The following is a 17,881-nucleotide window of genomic DNA, read 5'->3' as shown; positions in this document are numbered from 1 at the left end:
ATGCCGTGGATCGCGCAACGCATCGGGGCGATATGCGTCGTTTCGCGTTGTTTCGGCCGGAAAAAGAAAAACGCCACGCGAGGTTGCCGCGTGGCGTTTGTATGTTTGGCGAGCCGCGTTGCCTGTAGGCAATTTGCGCTGCCGGACCCCTTCATTTTGTTCGTTGGTAGGCTCGATTGGATTCGAACCAACGACCCCCACCATGTCAAGGTGGTGCTCTAACCAACTGAGCTACGAGCCTAAGAAGCCGCGAATTATAGAGAGGGTTTTTGAGGAGCACAAGCCCTTTCGTGAAAATTTTTTGAATCGGCGCGTGCGTGGGCAAACGATCGATGGTGCATGGCGATGCCGGGCACGTCGCCCTCACCGCTTCGCATCACAGCAAAACGCGTCGATGCGCGGTGGTGTTATCCACATTGCCCTCTGGATAACCGTCCGGCAAGCCTCTGGATTCACAGTGGAACGATTGAGGATATGTCGGCGAGTCTGTGAATCGGCGAAAAGTTGTTCTGTGCTGCGCGGAGCTGTTCACGTGCGACACCCATGGTTATGCATCCCGCTTCGTGCTGAAAATTCAGTGCGTTACGGAGGTTATCCACTGTGAGGCACAGCGCTTGTTAACTATCACTACGTATATATACGAACCCTGTTAACACCTTTGGATAAGCACAGTCCGTCGACTGTGATCCGCCCGGGATATGCACTGCGTGCGGCGAACAGAAGAACGAATCGGGAAGCTGTGAAGCGCGTGGGTGATGTGCGGACCCTTATGTCTGTAGAATCGCCGGCATCCAGGATGCAAAGGCCCGTCGAACAGGCTCACGACACATGACCGATTCTTCGTTGCCCAGGCTCGACACGCTCGATATCGACACAGTCGTGCATCGAATGCAGCAACATCCGGGCGACATCGTGTTCGAGCAACGCGTGTCGATCCCGGAAGCCGACGTCCTGTGCTGCCGCTACAAAGGTGAGCGATTCAACGTGAAGTTCGATCTCGGCTACGGGGTATTTGTCGATCGCGTCGGAAAGCTGTCTCGCCAAGACATCGAAGACATCATCAGATGGCTCGTAACGGTGTGAACCGGATGACGAGAGGCACAGGCACATGATTGATTCCTTGACTGCGCTGCAGCGCTGGTACGAATCGCGTTGCGATGGCGTCTGGGAACACGCGCACGGCATCGAAGTCGTCACGCTGGACAATCCGGGATGGAAGGTGAAGCTCGACGGCGCGACGTCTGGCAAGGTGATCGATCTGTCGATCGAGCGCAACGAGTCGGACTGGATATCCGTGCGTGCGACCAGCGCTGAATTCGCCGGCTACGGCGGCCCGGGCAATTTGCCGGAGCTCCTCGCGCTCGCGGTCGAGTGGATCGACTGGCGCGCGACGAACGACGAAGGACAAAGCGATCGATGAAGGCACCTGTCGATGAAATGCTGGTGACGGAGATTGCCGGCCGTGTTGCGGTTGTCGTGACCGAGGTGGTCGCCGTCGCCGATGGGCTGGCACGGTTGGGCTTCGCTCGGCAATCCGGTCGCGGGGAATGTGCGATCGCTCGATGTCTTTCACGGCGCGACGAAACCGAAGAAAGAACAGGGCGACGCAAGCGGCGCTCGCAACTGGAGTGAGGAATGGGACCGATCGTTTGCCATCGACACGGACGCGCTTCCACGGCGACAACGTCGAAGGGTGTGGACGCACGCATCAGGCTGCGCGCACAGTGTATGCCCGGTGAACTCGTGAAGGTCTCGCTCGACCGGCCGAGATACAGCCGGGAGATGTGGATGTTGCGCGCCGAGCTCGACGAGCACGAGCTCGACGAGCACGAGGTCGATGCGATCTTCGTGGACCAGGTCGCGCACGTGAAGGCATTTCCGAAGATCGCGGCATTGGAGCGCTTGCGCGCGTATGTCTGTCTGGCGTGTCTGGACGAACTGCTCGTGCGTTCCGGCGAGGTGCCTCATCAACCGACGACGAAAGAGCAGGCGTTCGATACGTCCGTCGTCGCGGCGAATGCAAAGTGGCCGAGCGATTTCGCGCGATGCGAACTTCACGGGCTGATCCGGCCGACGCGGTCGTCGCCGGATATCGAAACGGCGATTCTCACGATCGATGTGATCCGTGATTGTCATGTCGTGCGGGTGATCGATGCCCGTGTGAAGCACGAGCCCAAGTATTGGTTCGACGAAGCGTTTTTGCGCAAGGTGCTCGGGCCGGATATCGACATCGTCGATTCGACGTTCCGGATCGACGACCCGGCCATGTTCGTGCGGCTGCGGGACGCCGGTGAGTATGTGTGTCCGGTGTGCCTGCGGGAGGTGTTGAAACGCAGCGGCCTGGGCGATGACGCTGCGCCGGCGTGAACGCAAAGGAGAGGGCATGACGGGCAGGCAACCGGCGCCGTTTGCGATCGAGCAGGACGACATGACGGACGACGCTACCCGGCGCAAGATTTTCTGGCTGCTGCAACGCCTGACGAGCCTGTCGCTCTGGACGCGCAAGCGCGAGGCATTCGAGCGCTTCGCGAACGTGTACGAGCATGCAGTGAACACGTGGCCCGACGGTGATCCGGAGGCCATCCAGCGCACCCACTTTCCGATCATCGCCGACATTCTCGCGGCTTACGATCGAGGGCTGACCGAGCTGGCCCGAGGGAACCGGATTGGCTGGCGGAGCGGTGGGCCGTTCAAGCACGTGTACCGGCAATACCACCTTCTGGACGCGTATTTCTACCCGAATCCCGATTACTGGGATCGCGGTGGGCAGGTTGCCCCGTACCCGCCGAAGATTGACGCGCTGGCCCGGCTGCTGCACGCATCGGAATACCAGATGGAGTCTGCGCCGTTCGATCCGGACGATCGATTCGGCAACCTCGCACGTCTGCGCTCGGCGAGACAGCTGTTGTCCCCGAATGCCTATGAGCGCAACTTCCACACGGTTTCGTACCCCGTGTTTCCGGAGGAGCTGCCTGCGGTTCCAGAAGCGGTGGGCCCGATCATCTGGACCGGCCGGAAAGTGCCTTGCGACGGCATCTGGGAGCCTGTCGTCGTCAAGTGGTCGAGGCGGCCGGGCCTCGTGCCGATCGTCGTGCCCGGCTTGCGTAATGGAGGTTGCTTCAATTATTTCGTTCGGGGCACGCGTGCGCCGAACATCACGGACGATTTCCCGGGATTGTTCATCCCGACGTGCTGGCGATTGCTGTGGGAAGACCGGCGTTACGTGAACGGTGTCGTTCCCAACGAATCGCAGTATTTCCTCGAGCCACGGCAAGCGCCGCAGACGAACCCGAACCCGTGATATCCGGAGAACGCCATGAGCAAGCTGAATTTCGGCGAGGTCGATCGATGTTCCGTCCGGCTCAATACCGCGATGCTGCTCGGCCTGGCATGTGAATAACCGATCCGCAAACAGCGTGAACGCGGTGGGATGCGTTGGTGGGCATCCGCGTGGAACGCCGAGTCCTCGCAAACCATCGATGCAAAAAGGTGTTCGATTGTGGACAACCACCCCGCAGCACACTCGAAACGCTGTGCAATCAACGGGTGAGCGAGATCGGCATGACGGGAATGGGGTGCGGCAGTCGCGTGTGGACATCCCGCTCTCGCACGACTCGAAATGCTGTGCAGCCCAGTGGTGAGGGGGGCGCGTCTCCGGCGAAATGCACGGCGGTTCCGATACCGGGCTGCAGCGTGCCGACCCGGAAGGGCTGCACCGGTCTGCTGATACGATGGCAGCCTCAGAGGCCGGTTCATAGCCAGATAACACCAACCATAGAGGCGGGAAGACCATGCACGGATTACTTGCGCGATTGCGGGGCGCGACGACATTGCCGTTCCTGAGTGCGAAGTGCAAGTCGTTTTCAATGCGGTTGTCGGCGCTGCTGCTGGCGGCCACGATCGGCACCGGTGCGCAGGCTGTCACGAACGACCCCAGAATCATCGTCGGCCCTTACTATCCGTGGGTGCAGTTCGATGCGAATCGCTCGTTGGAGCTTGCGCCGATCCTGATTCCACGCAGCAGCTTCTCCGAGCGTGCCGAGTGGCGCTTTGTCGATGATGCGCGCCACATTTCGACTTTTTTTCCCGAAGAAAGCCGCTTGCAGTACACCACTTTTCGGACGGACGATCCCGAGACGATCGTATTGCTCGGCGGGGTGGACCGTACTCGCCGATGTAATGGCGAGTACTCCAGCAACATTCCCTGTCCGCGTGTCGATGTATTTCTTTCGCAGGACGGCGGCCGGCACTTTCTCCAGCGCGACGTGATACTGCCGCCGCTCAAATACTCGATAGGTGGCTGGTATTCGGGTCCGCATTTTCAGATTCCTGTCATCCTCATCCGGCATGGCGTTCTCTATCTGATCGTGAGCAATGACGAAGCCAGGCCGCGTGTACTCGGTGTCGACTATCCGGGAAACGTTGGTGTGGCGGTGAAGTGGGGCGATCGGATGGGACTTCTCTATACCTGGCCGGAGGATTCCCTTCCGCTTTGGGACTGGCGGATGTGGTCCGAGAGACCCCGCCCCTGGAAGGCGCAGCCCACGTACGTTTACGCGGTCGAATTGCCACAAGCGGAGGCGGCGCCGGCCGATGAGGTGCCGCTGTCGGAACACCCGACGCGTGTCGAACAGGTATGTAGCTGGCGGCGCATGACGGCCAGATCGTCCGGGTTGCCGCCGTTGAACGCCGTGTCGGTGGTCGGGAGCCGGCTGGATGCGTTCGGCGAGCCGCCTGCTTTCGAGATGCCGATGAAGGCACCTTATTCGACGCTTGCGTTGATCCAGGCGTCTTATAGCGAAGACAACCGCGCCCGGCTGTTGCATGACATGCAGGCCGATTATCCCGACTGGGTGGCTTCGCAAAAGCCGGTCGCGCGACTGTTTCCGGAGATGCTGGCACCGCACGGCAATACGGCGAAGGTGAAGGATTCCGACATTCAGTGCGCTCCATGAGTGTCGACATCAGCCGACAGGATCGAAGGCGCGACGATGTGTGGGTCGAACTTCGAACGGCGCAGGAAAGCACTGGGCATCGTGATGAAAATGCTGTGTGCAGGGGCGGCTGGTCGTTTGCGTAAGCGGATTCGCGTGCATGCGCCAGTCCGACTGTTGTTCGAGCGAGGCCTGCATGACGGCTTGTGGATATCCGGCGCTCAAACGACTCGCAACGCTGTGCCCGACCGCGGTGAGCGATTCGGGCGATGACAGCGCATGGCGACCGCCGGGATCGATGTGGATATCTCGTTCCGAGGCGACTGGAAACCCTGTGATTCCAAAGGGTGAGAGTGCCGGCGTTGTTCCGGTGTGGACAACCGCCCAGAGAAGTCAGTCGAAACGCTGTGCAAGCGAGTGGTGAGCGTGAGCGCGCCTAACTATCAAAGCCGCATCCTGCCGGGCACTGGCGGCCACCCCCGACCGCCAACCGGGCGCGTATCCTGCTACTTCAAGTCTGCTGATCGAGCGCCTGCGCGACCGCTTTCTCGGCGAGACTCCCGGCCGGCCCGACCACCGCATAGTTGAGCCCGTTCACCGACCCGTACCGCGCGAGCAACGCGCCATCCACACGTTGCCCGGCCGGCAGCAGGCGATGTTTCGATTCCGCCGGCCGGAGATAGAAGCTGAGCGTCCGCCCGGCCTCGTCCTCGTAGAGCACCATCGCAGCAGTAGCTCCGCTGTCGGTCGTGAACAGCCGTCCGCCGACCGGCCTGAACCCCGCCGCGCTCAGATCCGGCAGCCTTGCCGATGCCCCCACTCGCCGGGTGAGCCACCCCTGCAAATCGCCCGCACCCGTCGGCCGGTAATCGACCTTGGCCGTCTGATCGACCACCATCATCCGGTAGGCCTCGACTGCATCGCTCATCGGCGCGATGGGCGGCGCCGCGTTCCATCCACGCGCCTGCCATCCGCCGAATGTCCCCAGCCCGACGCAGAACACGAACGAAGCCGCGATCGCGAACCGCATCCGCGAGCGCTCCGCCTGCCTGCCTCGAATGGCGGCAGGATCCAGCGCAAGGTTATCCGCCGGCATCCGCACGCTTTCCAGCGCGGCCCGCAACCGCTGCGCATCCTGCTGCCATTGCTTCACCTGTTCCGCGCGCTCCGGATGCAGCGCGAGATAACGCTCGACCGCGGCGCGCGCATCGTCGTCGAGCTGGCCGTCGACGTAGGCCTGGAGGTCGTGTTCGTTCGGAGGCGTGTTCATTTTTTCATCAATCGCAAAGAAGGAGCAGGAAGCTCGCCGTCGCTGAGCTGGCGCAGCGCCTGGCGCGCGCGGGAGAGCCGCGACATCACGGTGCCGATCGGCACCTCGAGCAGGTCGGCGACTTCCTGATAGGTGAAGCCCTCGACCGCGACGAGCAGCAGCAGGCTGCGCTGTTCGTCGGAGAGCCGGCCGAACGCTTCGAGCGTCGCGCGCGCCGCGAATTCGCGTTCAGCGGACGGCCAGTGCGCTTCGTCGTCGTCGCGGATGCGGCCGAGCAGCCACGCGTAGCGCTTCGCGCTGCGTTTGCCGTCGAGAAACTGCCGGTACAGGATCGTGAAGAGCCAGCTGCGCAGCGACGCGTCGTCGCGGCGGCTCGTCCAGCGCGACAGTGCGCGCTCGAGCGTCGACTGGACGAGATCGTCGGCCGCGTGGACGTCACGCGCGAGCCAGAGCGCGAAGCGTCGCAGCCTGGGGATGAGTTCGCGCAATGCGTCGTCGTCGAGGGCGGTGGAGGGCATGGCCGGGCCGGTTGCCGAATGGGTAGAGATGCCGCGTAAGACGCTGGTGGGCGCCGCTTATTCCACCAGCATAGGAAAAAAATTTTCGTGGAATAAAGCGGCGCGGGTGGCGTCCTACGCGGGTTCGACAATGACCTGATGGTCGGGAGCACATTCATGGAGCGATCTTCTTCCTCTTCTTCGCCGCAGCGCGAGCCTGGGCGCGGGTGGTGGCGCTGGGCCGCGATCGGCGGCGCGGTGGCCGGCGTGGCCGTGGCGTTCGGCTACGCGGGCGGCTGGCTTGCGCCGGCGCGTCTGACCCCGCACCGGATCGTCGACGCATTGCAGACGGCCGGCGGCGGCATTCACCCGGGCTTCCGGCGCAATCACGCGAAGGGCGTGTGCGTGACCGGTTACTTCGAAGGCAACGGCGCCGCGAGCGCGTATTCGGTCGCGCCGTTCTTCAAGGCGGTGCGCACGCCGGTGGTCGGGCGCTTCGCGTTGCCGGGTGGGAACCCGTACGCGCCCGACAGCAGCGTGCCGATCCGCAGCCTCGCGCTGAAGCTCACCGCGCCCGATGGCGAGCAATGGCGAACCGGGATGAACGCGATGCCCGTGTTTCCGGTGGCGACGCCGCAGGCGTTCTACGCGCAATTGATGGCGACCCGGCCCGATCCGAAGACGGGCAAGCCCGACCCGGCGAAGGTAAAGGCGTTTTTCGGCGCGCACCCGGAGGCGGGCGCGTTCCTGCAATGGGCTAAGGGTGCGAAGCCGAGCGCGAGCTACGTCACCGAAAGCTATTACGGATTGAACGCGTTCTACTTCGTCGACGCGGCCGGCAAGCGCCAGGCGGTGCGATGGCGCGTCGTGCCGGAGCAGACGGCCGGCGCCGGCGACGTCGCGACGGCGGCGGACCCGAACGTGTTGCAGCAGGACGTGACGCAGCGCATCGCGGCGGGTGCGCAGAAGTGGAAGCTGCTGGTCACGTTGGCGGAGCCCGGCGATCCGGTGGACGACGCGACGAAGGTCTGGCCCGCGCAGCGCACGACGATCGACGCGGGCACGCTCGTGCTCGACCGCGTGGAGGCGCAGGACAGCGGGCCGTGCCGGGATGTGAATTACGACCCGACGGTGCTGCCGCAGGGGATCCAGGTGTCGGGGGATCCGTTGCTGGCGGCGCGCTCGGCTGCCTATGCGGATTCGTATCTGCGCAGGACGAGTGAAGAGGCCGGCGTGGCGGGCGTGGCCAGGTTGAGTTCGGAGGGACGGTGATGAAGACTTCTGCGACGTTTGGTTTGCCCGCGAGGGTGCTGCACTGGGTGATGGCCGCGATGATCGTCGCGATGCTGTTCATCGGGGTGGGGATGGTGGCGTCCGTTTCCGGGCGGCACGAGGTTCTGGTGGCGATTCACAAGCCGCTGGGTGTGGCCGTGCTGGTGCTGGTGTGCGTGCGGATCGTGGTGCGGGTGTTGTCGAAGCCGCCGGCGTTACCCGAGGATCTGCCGTGGTGGCAGAAGGCGGCCGCGCACGGATCGCATCTCGTGCTGTATGCGCTGATGGTCGCGATGCCGCTGATCGGGTGGGCGATGCTGTCGGCGGGCGGGTATCCGGTGACGTTGGGCGGCGGCGTGCAGCTGCCGGCGCTGGTGTCGGCTGATCCGGTGACGTTCGCCTGGCTGAGGGTCGCGCATCGTGTGCTGGCGTATCTGTTCTTCTTGACGTTCCTCGCGCACTTTGCGGCGGCGCTGTATCACGGACTGATCCGGCGGGACGGCGTGGTGAGGGCGATGGTCGGGCGGTAACCGACGGGAAGGTCGAGTTCGCGGCGGCGGGGCTGTATACGGGCGACCGGGGCAGCTCTTGCCGTGCCGCTTATATATGACCACTGGGCAGGCTCGGCTGCTCCCGGCATAGCATGTCAAAAATATTTCACGAAAGGGGTTGCGGAGACGGGGGCAGGTGCTTAGAATCACGCCTCTTTCGCGCTAACGGAAACGCAGCGCGGAGGAAGAAGGGAAGCGGTGCTGTTGAAGTTGGTTTTAGCAACTCCAGCACATACGAAATTAAACCGCAGTCGTCGCAACGAAGTAGTTAAAAAAGTTGTTGACGAGTTTTAAAAAACGGTTAATAATCCCGCTTCTCTGCTGCTGAAAACGCAGCGCTGCCGGGAAACACGAAGTTCCTCGCAGATTGCTCTTTAAAAATTAACAGCCGATAAGTGTGGGCGCTTGATGGAAGCGAGCTGATCTTCGGATCAGATAGCAAAAGTATCAAGAGTCTCACACTAAAGTAAGTCAGGTTTATGAAGCAATTCATATTCCTGTCAGCTTTGAGTGAGCGACCGGTTCTTAACTGAACCGAAAACAGTAACAGGTTTAAACTGAAGAGTTTGATCCTGGCTCAGATTGAACGCTGGCGGCATGCCTTACACATGCAAGTCGAACGGCAGCACGGGTGCTTGCACCTGGTGGCGAGTGGCGAACGGGTGAGTAATACATCGGAACATGTCCTGTAGTGGGGGATAGCCCGGCGAAAGCCGGATTAATACCGCATACGATCTACGGATGAAAGCGGGGGACCTTCGGGCCTCGCGCTATAGGGTTGGCCGATGGCTGATTAGCTAGTTGGTGGGGTAAAGGCCTACCAAGGCGACGATCAGTAGCTGGTCTGAGAGGACGACCAGCCACACTGGGACTGAGACACGGCCCAGACTCCTACGGGAGGCAGCAGTGGGGAATTTTGGACAATGGGCGAAAGCCTGATCCAGCAATGCCGCGTGTGTGAAGAAGGCCTTCGGGTTGTAAAGCACTTTTGTCCGGAAAGAAATCCTTGGCTCTAATACAGTCGGGGGATGACGGTACCGGAAGAATAAGCACCGGCTAACTACGTGCCAGCAGCCGCGGTAATACGTAGGGTGCAAGCGTTAATCGGAATTACTGGGCGTAAAGCGTGCGCAGGCGGTTTGCTAAGACCGATGTGAAATCCCCGGGCTCAACCTGGGAACTGCATTGGTGACTGGCAGGCTAGAGTATGGCAGAGGGGGGTAGAATTCCACGTGTAGCAGTGAAATGCGTAGAGATGTGGAGGAATACCGATGGCGAAGGCAGCCCCCTGGGCCAATACTGACGCTCATGCACGAAAGCGTGGGGAGCAAACAGGATTAGATACCCTGGTAGTCCACGCCCTAAACGATGTCAACTAGTTGTTGGGGATTCATTTCCTTAGTAACGTAGCTAACGCGTGAAGTTGACCGCCTGGGGAGTACGGTCGCAAGATTAAAACTCAAAGGAATTGACGGGGACCCGCACAAGCGGTGGATGATGTGGATTAATTCGATGCAACGCGAAAAACCTTACCTACCCTTGACATGGTCGGAATCCTGCTGAGAGGTGGGAGTGCTCGAAAGAGAACCGGCGCACAGGTGCTGCATGGCTGTCGTCAGCTCGTGTCGTGAGATGTTGGGTTAAGTCCCGCAACGAGCGCAACCCTTGTCCTTAGTTGCTACGCAAGAGCACTCTAAGGAGACTGCCGGTGACAAACCGGAGGAAGGTGGGGATGACGTCAAGTCCTCATGGCCCTTATGGGTAGGGCTTCACACGTCATACAATGGTCGGAACAGAGGGTTGCCAACCCGCGAGGGGGAGCTAATCCCAGAAAACCGATCGTAGTCCGGATTGCACTCTGCAACTCGAGTGCATGAAGCTGGAATCGCTAGTAATCGCGGATCAGCATGCCGCGGTGAATACGTTCCCGGGTCTTGTACACACCGCCCGTCACACCATGGGAGTGGGTTTTACCAGAAGTGGCTAGTCTAACCGCAAGGAGGACGGTCACCACGGTAGGATTCATGACTGGGGTGAAGTCGTAACAAGGTAGCCGTATCGGAAGGTGCGGCTGGATCACCTCCTTTCCAGAGCTATCTCGCAAAGTTGAGCGCTCACGCTTATCGGCTGTTGATTAAGACAGACTAGCTGTCTGCGGTGTAAACCGGTTATAATGCCGGCCGCTTTCAATAATCTTCAATGACAAACATTCGAATGAAGTTTGGTTCGAGTTTTTCTCATTGGCGATTGAGCCAGTCAGAGCGGTACGAAAGTATCGGCTGTCGTTCTTTAACAATCTGGAAGAAGTAAGTAATTTGGATAGCGGAAGCGTCTCGAGATGGACGTGGAAACTATCCGGGTTGTGATTGTATCGATGTATCTCAAGATGATTCGAACTCTATGTTCGACTCAATTGGAATACGGCACAACGCGAGAACTCAACCTGTAACGCGCTCTGCATCGGGCCCTCGTAAGCGCTAAAGCGCTAACGATGGCCGAGAGACAGACTCGTTATAGGGTCAAGCGAACAAGTGCATGTGGTGGATGCCTTGGCGATCACAGGCGATGAAGGACGCGGTAGCCTGCGAAAAGCTACGGGGAGCTGGCAAACAAGCTTTGATCCGTAGATGTCCGAATGGGGAAACCCACTCCTTTTGGAGTATCCATGGCTGAATACATAGGCCATGTGAAGCGAACGCGGTGAACTGAAACATCTAAGTAACCGCAGGAAAAGAAATCAACCGAGATTCCCAAAGTAGTGGCGAGCGAAATGGGATGAGCCTTGCACTCTTTATTTGTATTGTTAGCCGAACGCTCTGGAAAGTGCGGCCATAGCAGGTGATAGCCCTGTAGGCGAAAACAGTATGAAAGAACTAGGTGTGCGACAAGTAGGGCGGGACACGTGAAATCCTGTCTGAAGATGGGGGGACCATCCTCCAAGGCTAAATACTCGTGATCGACCGATAGTGAACCAGTACCGTGAGGGAAAGGCGAAAAGAACCCCGGGAGGGGAGTGAAATAGATCCTGAAACCGCATGCATACAAACAGTCGGAGCCTCGTAAGGGGTGACGGCGTACCTTTTGTATAATGGGTCAGCGACTTACGTTCAGTAGCAAGCTTAACCGTATAGGGCAGGCGTAGCGAAAGCGAGTCCGAATAGGGCGTTCAGTTGCTGGGCGTAGACCCGAAACCAGGTGATCTATCCATGGCCAGGATGAAGGTGCGGTAACACGTACTGGAGGTCCGAACCCACTAACGTTGAAAAGTTAGGGGATGAGCTGTGGATAGGGGTGAAAGGCTAAACAAACCTGGAAATAGCTGGTTCTCTCCGAAAACTATTTAGGTAGTGCCTCGTGTCTCACCTTCGGGGGTAGAGCACTGTCATGGTTGGGGGGTCTATTGCAGATTACCCCGCCATAGCAAACTCCGAATACCGAAGAGTGCAATCACGGGAGACAGACATCGGGTGCTAACGTCCGGTGTCAAGAGGGAAACAACCCAGACCGCCAGCTAAGGTCCCCAAATATAGCTAAGTGGGAAACGAAGTGGGAAGGCTAAAACAGTCAGGAGGTTGGCTTAGAAGCAGCCACCCTTTAAAGAAAGCGTAATAGCTCACTGATCGAGTCGTCCTGCGCGGAAGATGTAACGGGGCTAAGCTATATACCGAAGCTGCGGATGCGTGCTTAGCACGCATGGTAGGAGAGCGTTCCGTAAGCCTGCGAAGGTGCCTTGTAAAGGGTGCTGGAGGTATCGGAAGTGCGAATGCTGACATGAGTAGCGATAAAGGGGGTGAAAGGCCCCCTCGCCGTAAGCCCAAGGTTTCCTACGCAACGTTCATCGGCGTAGGGTGAGTCGGCCCCTAAGGCGAGGCAGAAATGCGTAGCTGATGGGAAGCAGGTCAATATTCCTGCACCATTGTTAGATGCGATGGGGGGACGGATCGCGGAAGGTTGTCCGGGTGTTGGAAGTCCCGGTCGCTGCATTGGAGAAGGCGCTTAGGCAAATCCGGGCGCGCAATTCAAGGGTGTGGCGCGAGCTCCTTCGGGAGCGAAGCAATTGGAAGTGGTTCCAAGAAAAGCCTCTAAGCTTCAGTCTAACGATGACCGTACCGCAAACCGACACAGGTGGGCGAGATGAGTATTCTAAGGCGCTTGAGAGAACTCGGGAGAAGGAACTCGGCAAATTGGTACCGTAACTTCGGGATAAGGTACGCCCTTGTAGCTTGACTGGCCTGCGCCAGGAGGGTGAAGGGGTTGCAATAAACTGGTGGCTGCGACTGTTTAATAAAAACACAGCACTCTGCAAACACGAAAGTGGACGTATAGGGTGTGACGCCTGCCCGGTGCCGGAAGATTAAATGATGGGGTGCAAGCTCTTGATTGAAGTCCCGGTAAACGGCGGCCGTAACTATAACGGTCCTAAGGTAGCGAAATTCCTTGTCGGGTAAGTTCCGACCTGCACGAATGGCGTAACGATGGCCACACTGTCTCCTCCCGAGACTCAGCGAAGTTGAAGTGTTTGTGATGATGCAATCTACCCGCGGCTAGACGGAAAGACCCCATGAACCTTTACTGTAGCTTTGCATTGGACTTTGAACCGATCTGTGTAGGATAGGTGGGAGGCTATGAAACCGGAACGCTAGTTTCGGTGGAGCCGTCCTTGAAATACCACCCTGGTTTGTTTGAGGTTCTAACCTTGGCCCGTGATCCGGGTCGGGGACAGTGCATGGTAGGCAGTTTGACTGGGGCGGTCTCCTCCCAAAGCGTAACGGAGGAGTACGAAGGTACGCTAGGTACGGTCGGAAATCGTGCTGATAGTGCAATGGCATAAGCGTGCTTAACTGCGAGACCGACAAGTCGAGCAGGTGCGAAAGCAGGTCATAGTGATCCGGTGGTTCTGTATGGAAGGGCCATCGCTCAACGGATAAAAGGTACTCTGGGGATAACAGGCTGATACCGCCCAAGAGTTCATATCGACGGCGGTGTTTGGCACCTCGATGTCGGCTCATCTCATCCTGGGGCTGTAGCCGGTCCCAAGGGTATGGCTGTTCGCCATTTAAAGAGGTACGTGAGCTGGGTTTAAAACGTCGTGAGACAGTTTGGTCCCTATCTGCCGTGGGCGTTGGATATTTGAAGGGGGCTGCTCCTAGTACGAGAGGACCGGAGTGGACGAACCTCTGGTGTACCGGTTGTCACGCCAGTGGCATCGCCGGGTAGCTATGTTCGGAAGAGATAACCGCTGAAAGCATCTAAGCGGGAAACTCGCCTTAAGATGAGATATCCCTGGGGACTAGATCCCCTTGAAGGGTCGTTCGAGACCAGGACGTTGATAGGTCAGGTGTGTAAGCGCAGTAATGCGTTCAGCTAACTGATACTAATTGCCCGTAAGGCTTGATCCTATAACAAGTCTGCCTTGTAGATCGGCGCCGTGTGAAAGCACTGGCCGCGATCCAGAGCGACAAGTTGGATTCTCGTGTGTGATACACACAACTCAAAATTACTGCTTCTTCCAAGATTGGTTGTGCTGCGAAGCCAGCGCAACAACCCTCTTTGCCTGATGACCATAGCGAGTCGGTCCCACCCCTTCCCATCCCGAACAGGACCGTGAAACGACTCTACGCCGATGATAGTGCGGATTCCCGTGTGAAAGTAGGTAATCGTCAGGCTTCCTAAGCCAGAAACCCCCGCCCGAAAGGCGGGGGTTTTTGCATTGGCGCGACGGAAATGTGCGCTGCCCTTAGTTGAATATTCTCCGATGTTGGGCGCTGCAATAGCGTCTGATTCAGCTGGCTAGCGACAGAAGTTCATCAGTTTTGGCGGCGGAGTTATCCTCGAGTGCGTGGACTTCGTCTTCATGCATTTCTAGGCTGTTGATTTCCACCGAATCTTGACCCACCGTTTTCATCTAAATCTGACCCACCCCGAGACAGCGTAGTACATCTATTCCGGTGTGGATAACTCCTCACTGCCTGCTGCTTTTGCTGCTCTCTTTCTGGTTGCCTTCGCCTTGGCAGAACTGGACTTGAAGCGCCAGGATTCATTGCCCGTTTCGACGATGTGGCAGTGATGGGTAACGCGGTCCAGCAGCGCCGTCGTCATCTTTGCGTCCCCGAACACGGTCGCCCACTCGCCGAAGCTGAGGTTGGTGGTGATCGCGACACTCGTGTGTTCATACAGCTTCGAGAGCAAGTGGAACAGCAATGCGCCACCGGTCTGGCTGAACGGCAGGTAGCCCAGTTCGTCGAGGATCACCAGGTCGACGTACATCAGCTTATGGGCGATCTGGCCTTGTTTGCCGATGGACTTCTCCTGCTCCAGTGCGTTGGTCAGCTCGACGGTCGAGAAGTAGCGCACTCGCTTGCCGTGGCGCTGCACGGCCTCAATTCCGATCGCTGAGGCGAGGTGCGTTTTGCCGGTGCCGGGGCCACCGATGAACACGACGTTGTGTGCGCTTGCGAGGAACGACAGGTCACTGAGTTCTCGAACCAGCGCTTCGTCGACGTGCGCCTGCGCGAAGTCGAAGCCCTTCAGGTCGCGGTGAGCCGGGAAGCGAGCGGCGGTCATCTGATAGGCGATCGAGCGCACCTGTCGCTCCGCCGTCTCAGCCATCAGCAGCTGCTTCATGAAGCGCTCCGGGTCGAACTCCGTGTGACGCGACTGCGCCAGCAGCTCTGGCCAGGTGCTCGCCATGCCATGCAGTTTGAGCCCCTTGAGCTGGGCGGCGATGTCGTTAGACATGACGGTCCTCCGGTGGGTTGGCGCGCAGGGTTTCGTAGCGGCTCACGTCGGCGGCCGGCTCTTCGGTAAGCTGGAGTTTCGTCGTCGCGAGGTTGGTGCTCGTGGTGGGTGCCTTCAACCGGCTCAGCACGTTCAGAACGTGCTCCCCACTGGGGCGTCCCGAGTCCAGCGCTGCCTGCACGGCAAGCAGCACGGCATCGAGTCCGTGTTCGCGCACCGCGGCGAGCACCTGCGTCATGATGCGATCACCTCCCGGGTGCTTCAGTAGGTGCCGCTGCAACTGCTGCAGCGGCTGTGGCATCGTGACGAACGGAGCACCGTTGCGCAACGCGCCGGGTTTGCGCTCGACCAGCGTGATGTAATGGCGCCAGTCGTAGAAGGTCATGTGCCGCTCGAAGCTGCGTTCGTGGCGTGCGATCTCCTGGGCGTCGGCGACGACGCTGAGATATGCCGGATAGCAGCGCACGCTCACCAGCTGGTTCGTGTACTCGGTGGGCACGCTGTAGCGGTTGCGCTGGAAGTGGATGAGGCTGGTCGACGACACCCGCAGCGTCTGCTCGACATAGCCGTCAAACGGGCGTGGATTGGGCATCAGCCTGGTGCGCTCGTCCTGCAGCACGTCCTCGACCGTCAGCTCGGGCCACTGCGGGTGCCGCATCTGCCAGGCCTGACGACACTGGCCCGCGACCCATTCGTTCAGAAGCTCCAGCGTTTCCCAGCGTCGTAGCGCAGCCTCGTGCCAGATCTGGCGGCGCCGGTCCTGCACGTTCTTCTCAACGATGCCCTTCTCCCAGCCGGCGGCACGGTTGCAGAATTCCGGCTCGAACAGGTAATGGCCGCACATTGCCTCGAAGCGGGCGTTAACCGCGCGCTCCTTGCCGCGGCCGACCTTGTCCACGGCGGTCTTCATGTTGTCGTAGATGCCGCGGCGCGGAACGCCGTCAAACGCGGCGAATGCGCGGGCGTGCGCATCGAACAGCATCTCGTGACTCTGGGTCGGATAGGCGACCAGCCAGAACGCCCGGCTGGCATTGAGCTTGACGTGGGCGACCTCCAGGCGTCGCCGCAACCCGCCGATGAAGGCGTATTCGCAGCTCCAGTCAAACTGAAATGCTTCACCGGGTTCGAAGGCCAGCGGTACATAGGCCTTCCTGCGCGGGGCTTCAGCCTGCTCCTCGTGCCAGCGTCTCACGAAGGCGCTGACGCGGCCGTAGCTGCCGGCGTAGCCCTCGCCGCGGATGGCCTCGAACATGAACCGGGCCGTGCGCCGGTCACGCTTCGGGCGATGGCTGTCCGCCCGCAGCCAGCCCGTCAGCTGCGCGGCCCACTCGTCGACGACGCTCGGGCTGACGCGCTTCGGGTACTTCGGCTCAACGGCATCCGTTTGCCGAAGCCAGCTGCGCACCGTGTTCCGGGACAGGCCCGTGCGCCTGGCAATCTCGCGCAGCGGGACCTTCTCGCGGAAATACATCCGCCTGATCTTGGCCAATATGCCCACCGTGATCACCTCTGTATCCCCTGCTCAAAGATTGAGCAGGGCATTCAATCACGTGGGTCAAAATTCGATGAAAATTACTGCCTCAGGTGGGTCAGTTCTGCGTGGACATCAACACACAACGCAGAGAAATACTCTCCGATCCTGTCCGTATCGTAATCGTTGCCTGCCTGTTTGAACTCCGCGACCTCGCTTTCCCATGCCGTGACCAACTGTCCAAGTAGGGTCCTCAGCTCTGATTGCTCCATGCCGATTTCCCTAGATGTGCAGCGTCGCCGCGACTGTAGACGACACATGCCTGTGGTCGATCTGGACGGTTTCGCATTTGACGTTGCGAACCTGGAGCGCGGACTTGAGCAAGAAGGGCATGTGACTCGTTTGGGGACGGAGATACGGCAATCATAGCCTTATAGTGGGCTCGTCAGGGCGATGAAGCTGATGTGCCCGGCAGTGTCGATGGCTCTACCTTGATAGGAAGAGGCCTAGATAGACCTTGACGATCTCAGCACATACCGATGCATACAAGAATCCGACACCCTGGACGCCTAGTTCGAAGTGTGCAAAGGCAATGAAGTTATCGGCTACGTATTTCCGTTGGAGCACTAGTCGTTTAAGCGCTCGCTTCGGCAAGTGAAAGATGAGCTCGCTAAGCTTAAGATCACGCCAAATCTTTACCCCCACGACCGGGGCAACGATAAGGAGCACTCCCAGCGCGATGCCGGAAAAGATCGGGTCGGAGTGATGACGCAGCGGAGCGACTTCCGATGCGTAAGTCTGCAATATCCCGTTTAGGAACGCGAGGCCAAAGTAGAGTAACCCGAGGACGGCAGTGCCCGTGCTGCCGAGAAAAACAACTGCACAGAGCAGACGTTTTCGAAGATCCTTGCTGTACTTCCGGAACGAGCGTTGGCTCCGGATGATGATGAGTGGTGTAAATCCAGCAAACGCCCCGATGCTCCAATCGATGATGGTTACACCGGTCTTTGTGACGAACAATGCAACGACGATGGCCAACCCTTTCGTAAAAAGCTCCCAACCGAGCTTGCGGTCCTCGCTCATGAGGCCCCAGTACTCTTCGGTGATACCTCGCTTTACGATAATAGCCATTTGTGGCTTCTCCTGAA

13 protein-coding genes, 1 tRNA gene and 3 rRNA genes are annotated in these 17,881 nt (G+C 59.3%); 11 read left to right on the top strand and 6 right to left on the bottom strand.

The genetic code is table 11. From position 1 onward, the window contains the following. Window positions 1-164 precede the first annotated feature (164 nt). Window positions 165-241 (bottom strand) — tRNA-Val (locus AB3K92_RS22400). 587 nt (window positions 242-828) lie between these two features. Between AB3K92_RS22400 and AB3K92_RS22395 the strand changes: the two genes are divergently transcribed. The 6 genes from AB3K92_RS22395 to AB3K92_RS22370 all read left to right on the top strand — a co-directional run bounded on the left by AB3K92_RS22395 (window position 829) and on the right by AB3K92_RS22370 (window position 4,955). Beyond that, window positions 829-1,083: a hypothetical protein gene (locus tag AB3K92_RS22395; RefSeq protein ID WP_059816927.1), complete on the top strand. Its 255-nt coding sequence runs from the start codon at window positions 829-831 to the stop codon at window positions 1,081-1,083. Between the two features lie 25 nt (window positions 1,084-1,108). Beyond that, window positions 1,109-1,420 (top strand): Imm53 family immunity protein, encoded by a 312-nt coding sequence (locus AB3K92_RS22390; RefSeq protein WP_034195831.1) that lies wholly within the window; start codon window positions 1,109-1,111, stop codon window positions 1,418-1,420. Continuing rightward, window positions 1,417-1,632: a hypothetical protein gene (locus AB3K92_RS22385; RefSeq protein WP_081070447.1), complete on the top strand. Its 216-nt coding sequence runs from the start codon at window positions 1,417-1,419 to the stop codon at window positions 1,630-1,632. Before AB3K92_RS22390 ends, AB3K92_RS22385 begins: the two co-directional genes overlap by 4 nt. Window positions 1,633-1,635: 3 nt before the next feature. Continuing rightward, window positions 1,636-2,367: a hypothetical protein gene (locus tag AB3K92_RS22380; RefSeq protein ID WP_369465853.1), complete on the top strand. Its 732-nt coding sequence runs from the start codon at window positions 1,636-1,638 to the stop codon at window positions 2,365-2,367. Further along, the gene (locus AB3K92_RS22375; protein WP_369465852.1) at window positions 2,348-3,301 is read left to right on the top strand and encodes an Imm72 family immunity protein; all 954 of its coding nucleotides are present in this window, start codon (window positions 2,348-2,350) and stop codon (window positions 3,299-3,301) included. The genes AB3K92_RS22380 and AB3K92_RS22375 overlap by 20 nt, the downstream gene beginning before the upstream one ends. Window positions 3,302-3,791: 490 nt before the next feature. Continuing rightward, window positions 3,792-4,955 (top strand): hypothetical protein, encoded by a 1,164-nt coding sequence (locus AB3K92_RS22370; protein ID WP_369465851.1) that lies wholly within the window; start codon window positions 3,792-3,794, stop codon window positions 4,953-4,955. A gap of 490 nt (window positions 4,956-5,445) precedes the next feature. Here the strand turns inward: AB3K92_RS22370 and AB3K92_RS22365 are convergent, their stop codons facing one another. Then, window positions 5,446-6,204: an anti-sigma factor gene (locus tag AB3K92_RS22365; RefSeq protein WP_048024041.1), complete on the bottom strand. Its 759-nt coding sequence runs from the start codon at window positions 6,202-6,204 to the stop codon at window positions 5,446-5,448. Beyond that, window positions 6,201-6,722: a sigma-70 family RNA polymerase sigma factor gene (locus AB3K92_RS22360; protein ID WP_021162275.1), complete on the bottom strand. Its 522-nt coding sequence runs from the start codon at window positions 6,720-6,722 to the stop codon at window positions 6,201-6,203. Before AB3K92_RS22360 ends, AB3K92_RS22365 begins: the two co-directional genes overlap by 4 nt. Window positions 6,723-6,878: 156 nt before the next feature. On the opposite strand from AB3K92_RS22360, the gene AB3K92_RS22355 reads away from it, so the two are divergent. The 5 genes from AB3K92_RS22355 (at window position 6,879) to rrf (ending at window position 14,190) form a co-directional block, all read left to right on the top strand. Beyond that, window positions 6,879-7,973 carry a catalase family peroxidase gene (locus AB3K92_RS22355; protein ID WP_369465850.1) on the top strand — a complete coding sequence of 365 codons (1,095 nt, stop codon included), beginning with the start codon at window positions 6,879-6,881 and terminating at the stop codon, window positions 7,971-7,973. After that, entirely contained in the window at window positions 7,973-8,503 is a 531-nt protein-coding gene (locus AB3K92_RS22350; protein ID WP_175851508.1) for a cytochrome b, read from the top strand. The genes AB3K92_RS22355 and AB3K92_RS22350 overlap by 1 nt, the downstream gene beginning before the upstream one ends. 575 nt (window positions 8,504-9,078) lie before the next feature. Further along, window positions 9,079-10,611, top strand: a 16S ribosomal RNA gene (locus tag AB3K92_RS22345). Window positions 10,612-11,041: 430 nt separating this feature from the next. Next, a 23S ribosomal RNA gene (locus AB3K92_RS22340) occupies window positions 11,042-13,923 on the top strand. 154 nt (window positions 13,924-14,077) lie between these two features. Then, a 5S ribosomal RNA gene (gene rrf, locus AB3K92_RS22335) occupies window positions 14,078-14,190 on the top strand. The 16S, 23S and 5S rRNA genes sit together here, the layout of an rRNA operon. Before the next feature lie 274 nt (window positions 14,191-14,464). On the opposite strand, the gene istB is transcribed toward rrf, so the two are convergent. The 3 genes from istB to AB3K92_RS22320 all read right to left on the bottom strand — a co-directional run bounded on the left by istB (window position 14,465) and on the right by AB3K92_RS22320 (window position 17,864). Beyond that, the gene (gene istB, locus AB3K92_RS22330) at window positions 14,465-15,262 is read right to left on the bottom strand and encodes an IS21-like element helper ATPase IstB (protein WP_175223704.1); all 798 of its coding nucleotides are present in this window, start codon (window positions 15,260-15,262) and stop codon (window positions 14,465-14,467) included. Continuing rightward, window positions 15,255-16,760 carry an IS21 family transposase gene (istA, locus tag AB3K92_RS22325; RefSeq protein WP_213309336.1) on the bottom strand — a complete coding sequence of 502 codons (1,506 nt, stop codon included), beginning with the start codon at window positions 16,758-16,760 and terminating at the stop codon, window positions 15,255-15,257. Before istA ends, istB begins: the two co-directional genes overlap by 8 nt. Before the next feature lie 459 nt (window positions 16,761-17,219). Further along, window positions 17,220-17,864, bottom strand: a complete 645-nt coding sequence (locus AB3K92_RS22320; RefSeq protein WP_124844374.1) for a hypothetical protein — start codon at window positions 17,862-17,864, stop codon at window positions 17,220-17,222. Window positions 17,865-17,881 lie beyond the last annotated feature (17 nt).

Source organism: Burkholderia sp. Bmkn7 (assembly GCF_041103175.1).
GTDB lineage: Bacteria > Pseudomonadota > Gammaproteobacteria > Burkholderiales > Burkholderiaceae > Burkholderia > Burkholderia cepacia.
This window is presented reverse-complemented; position numbering and strand designations above follow the sequence as displayed.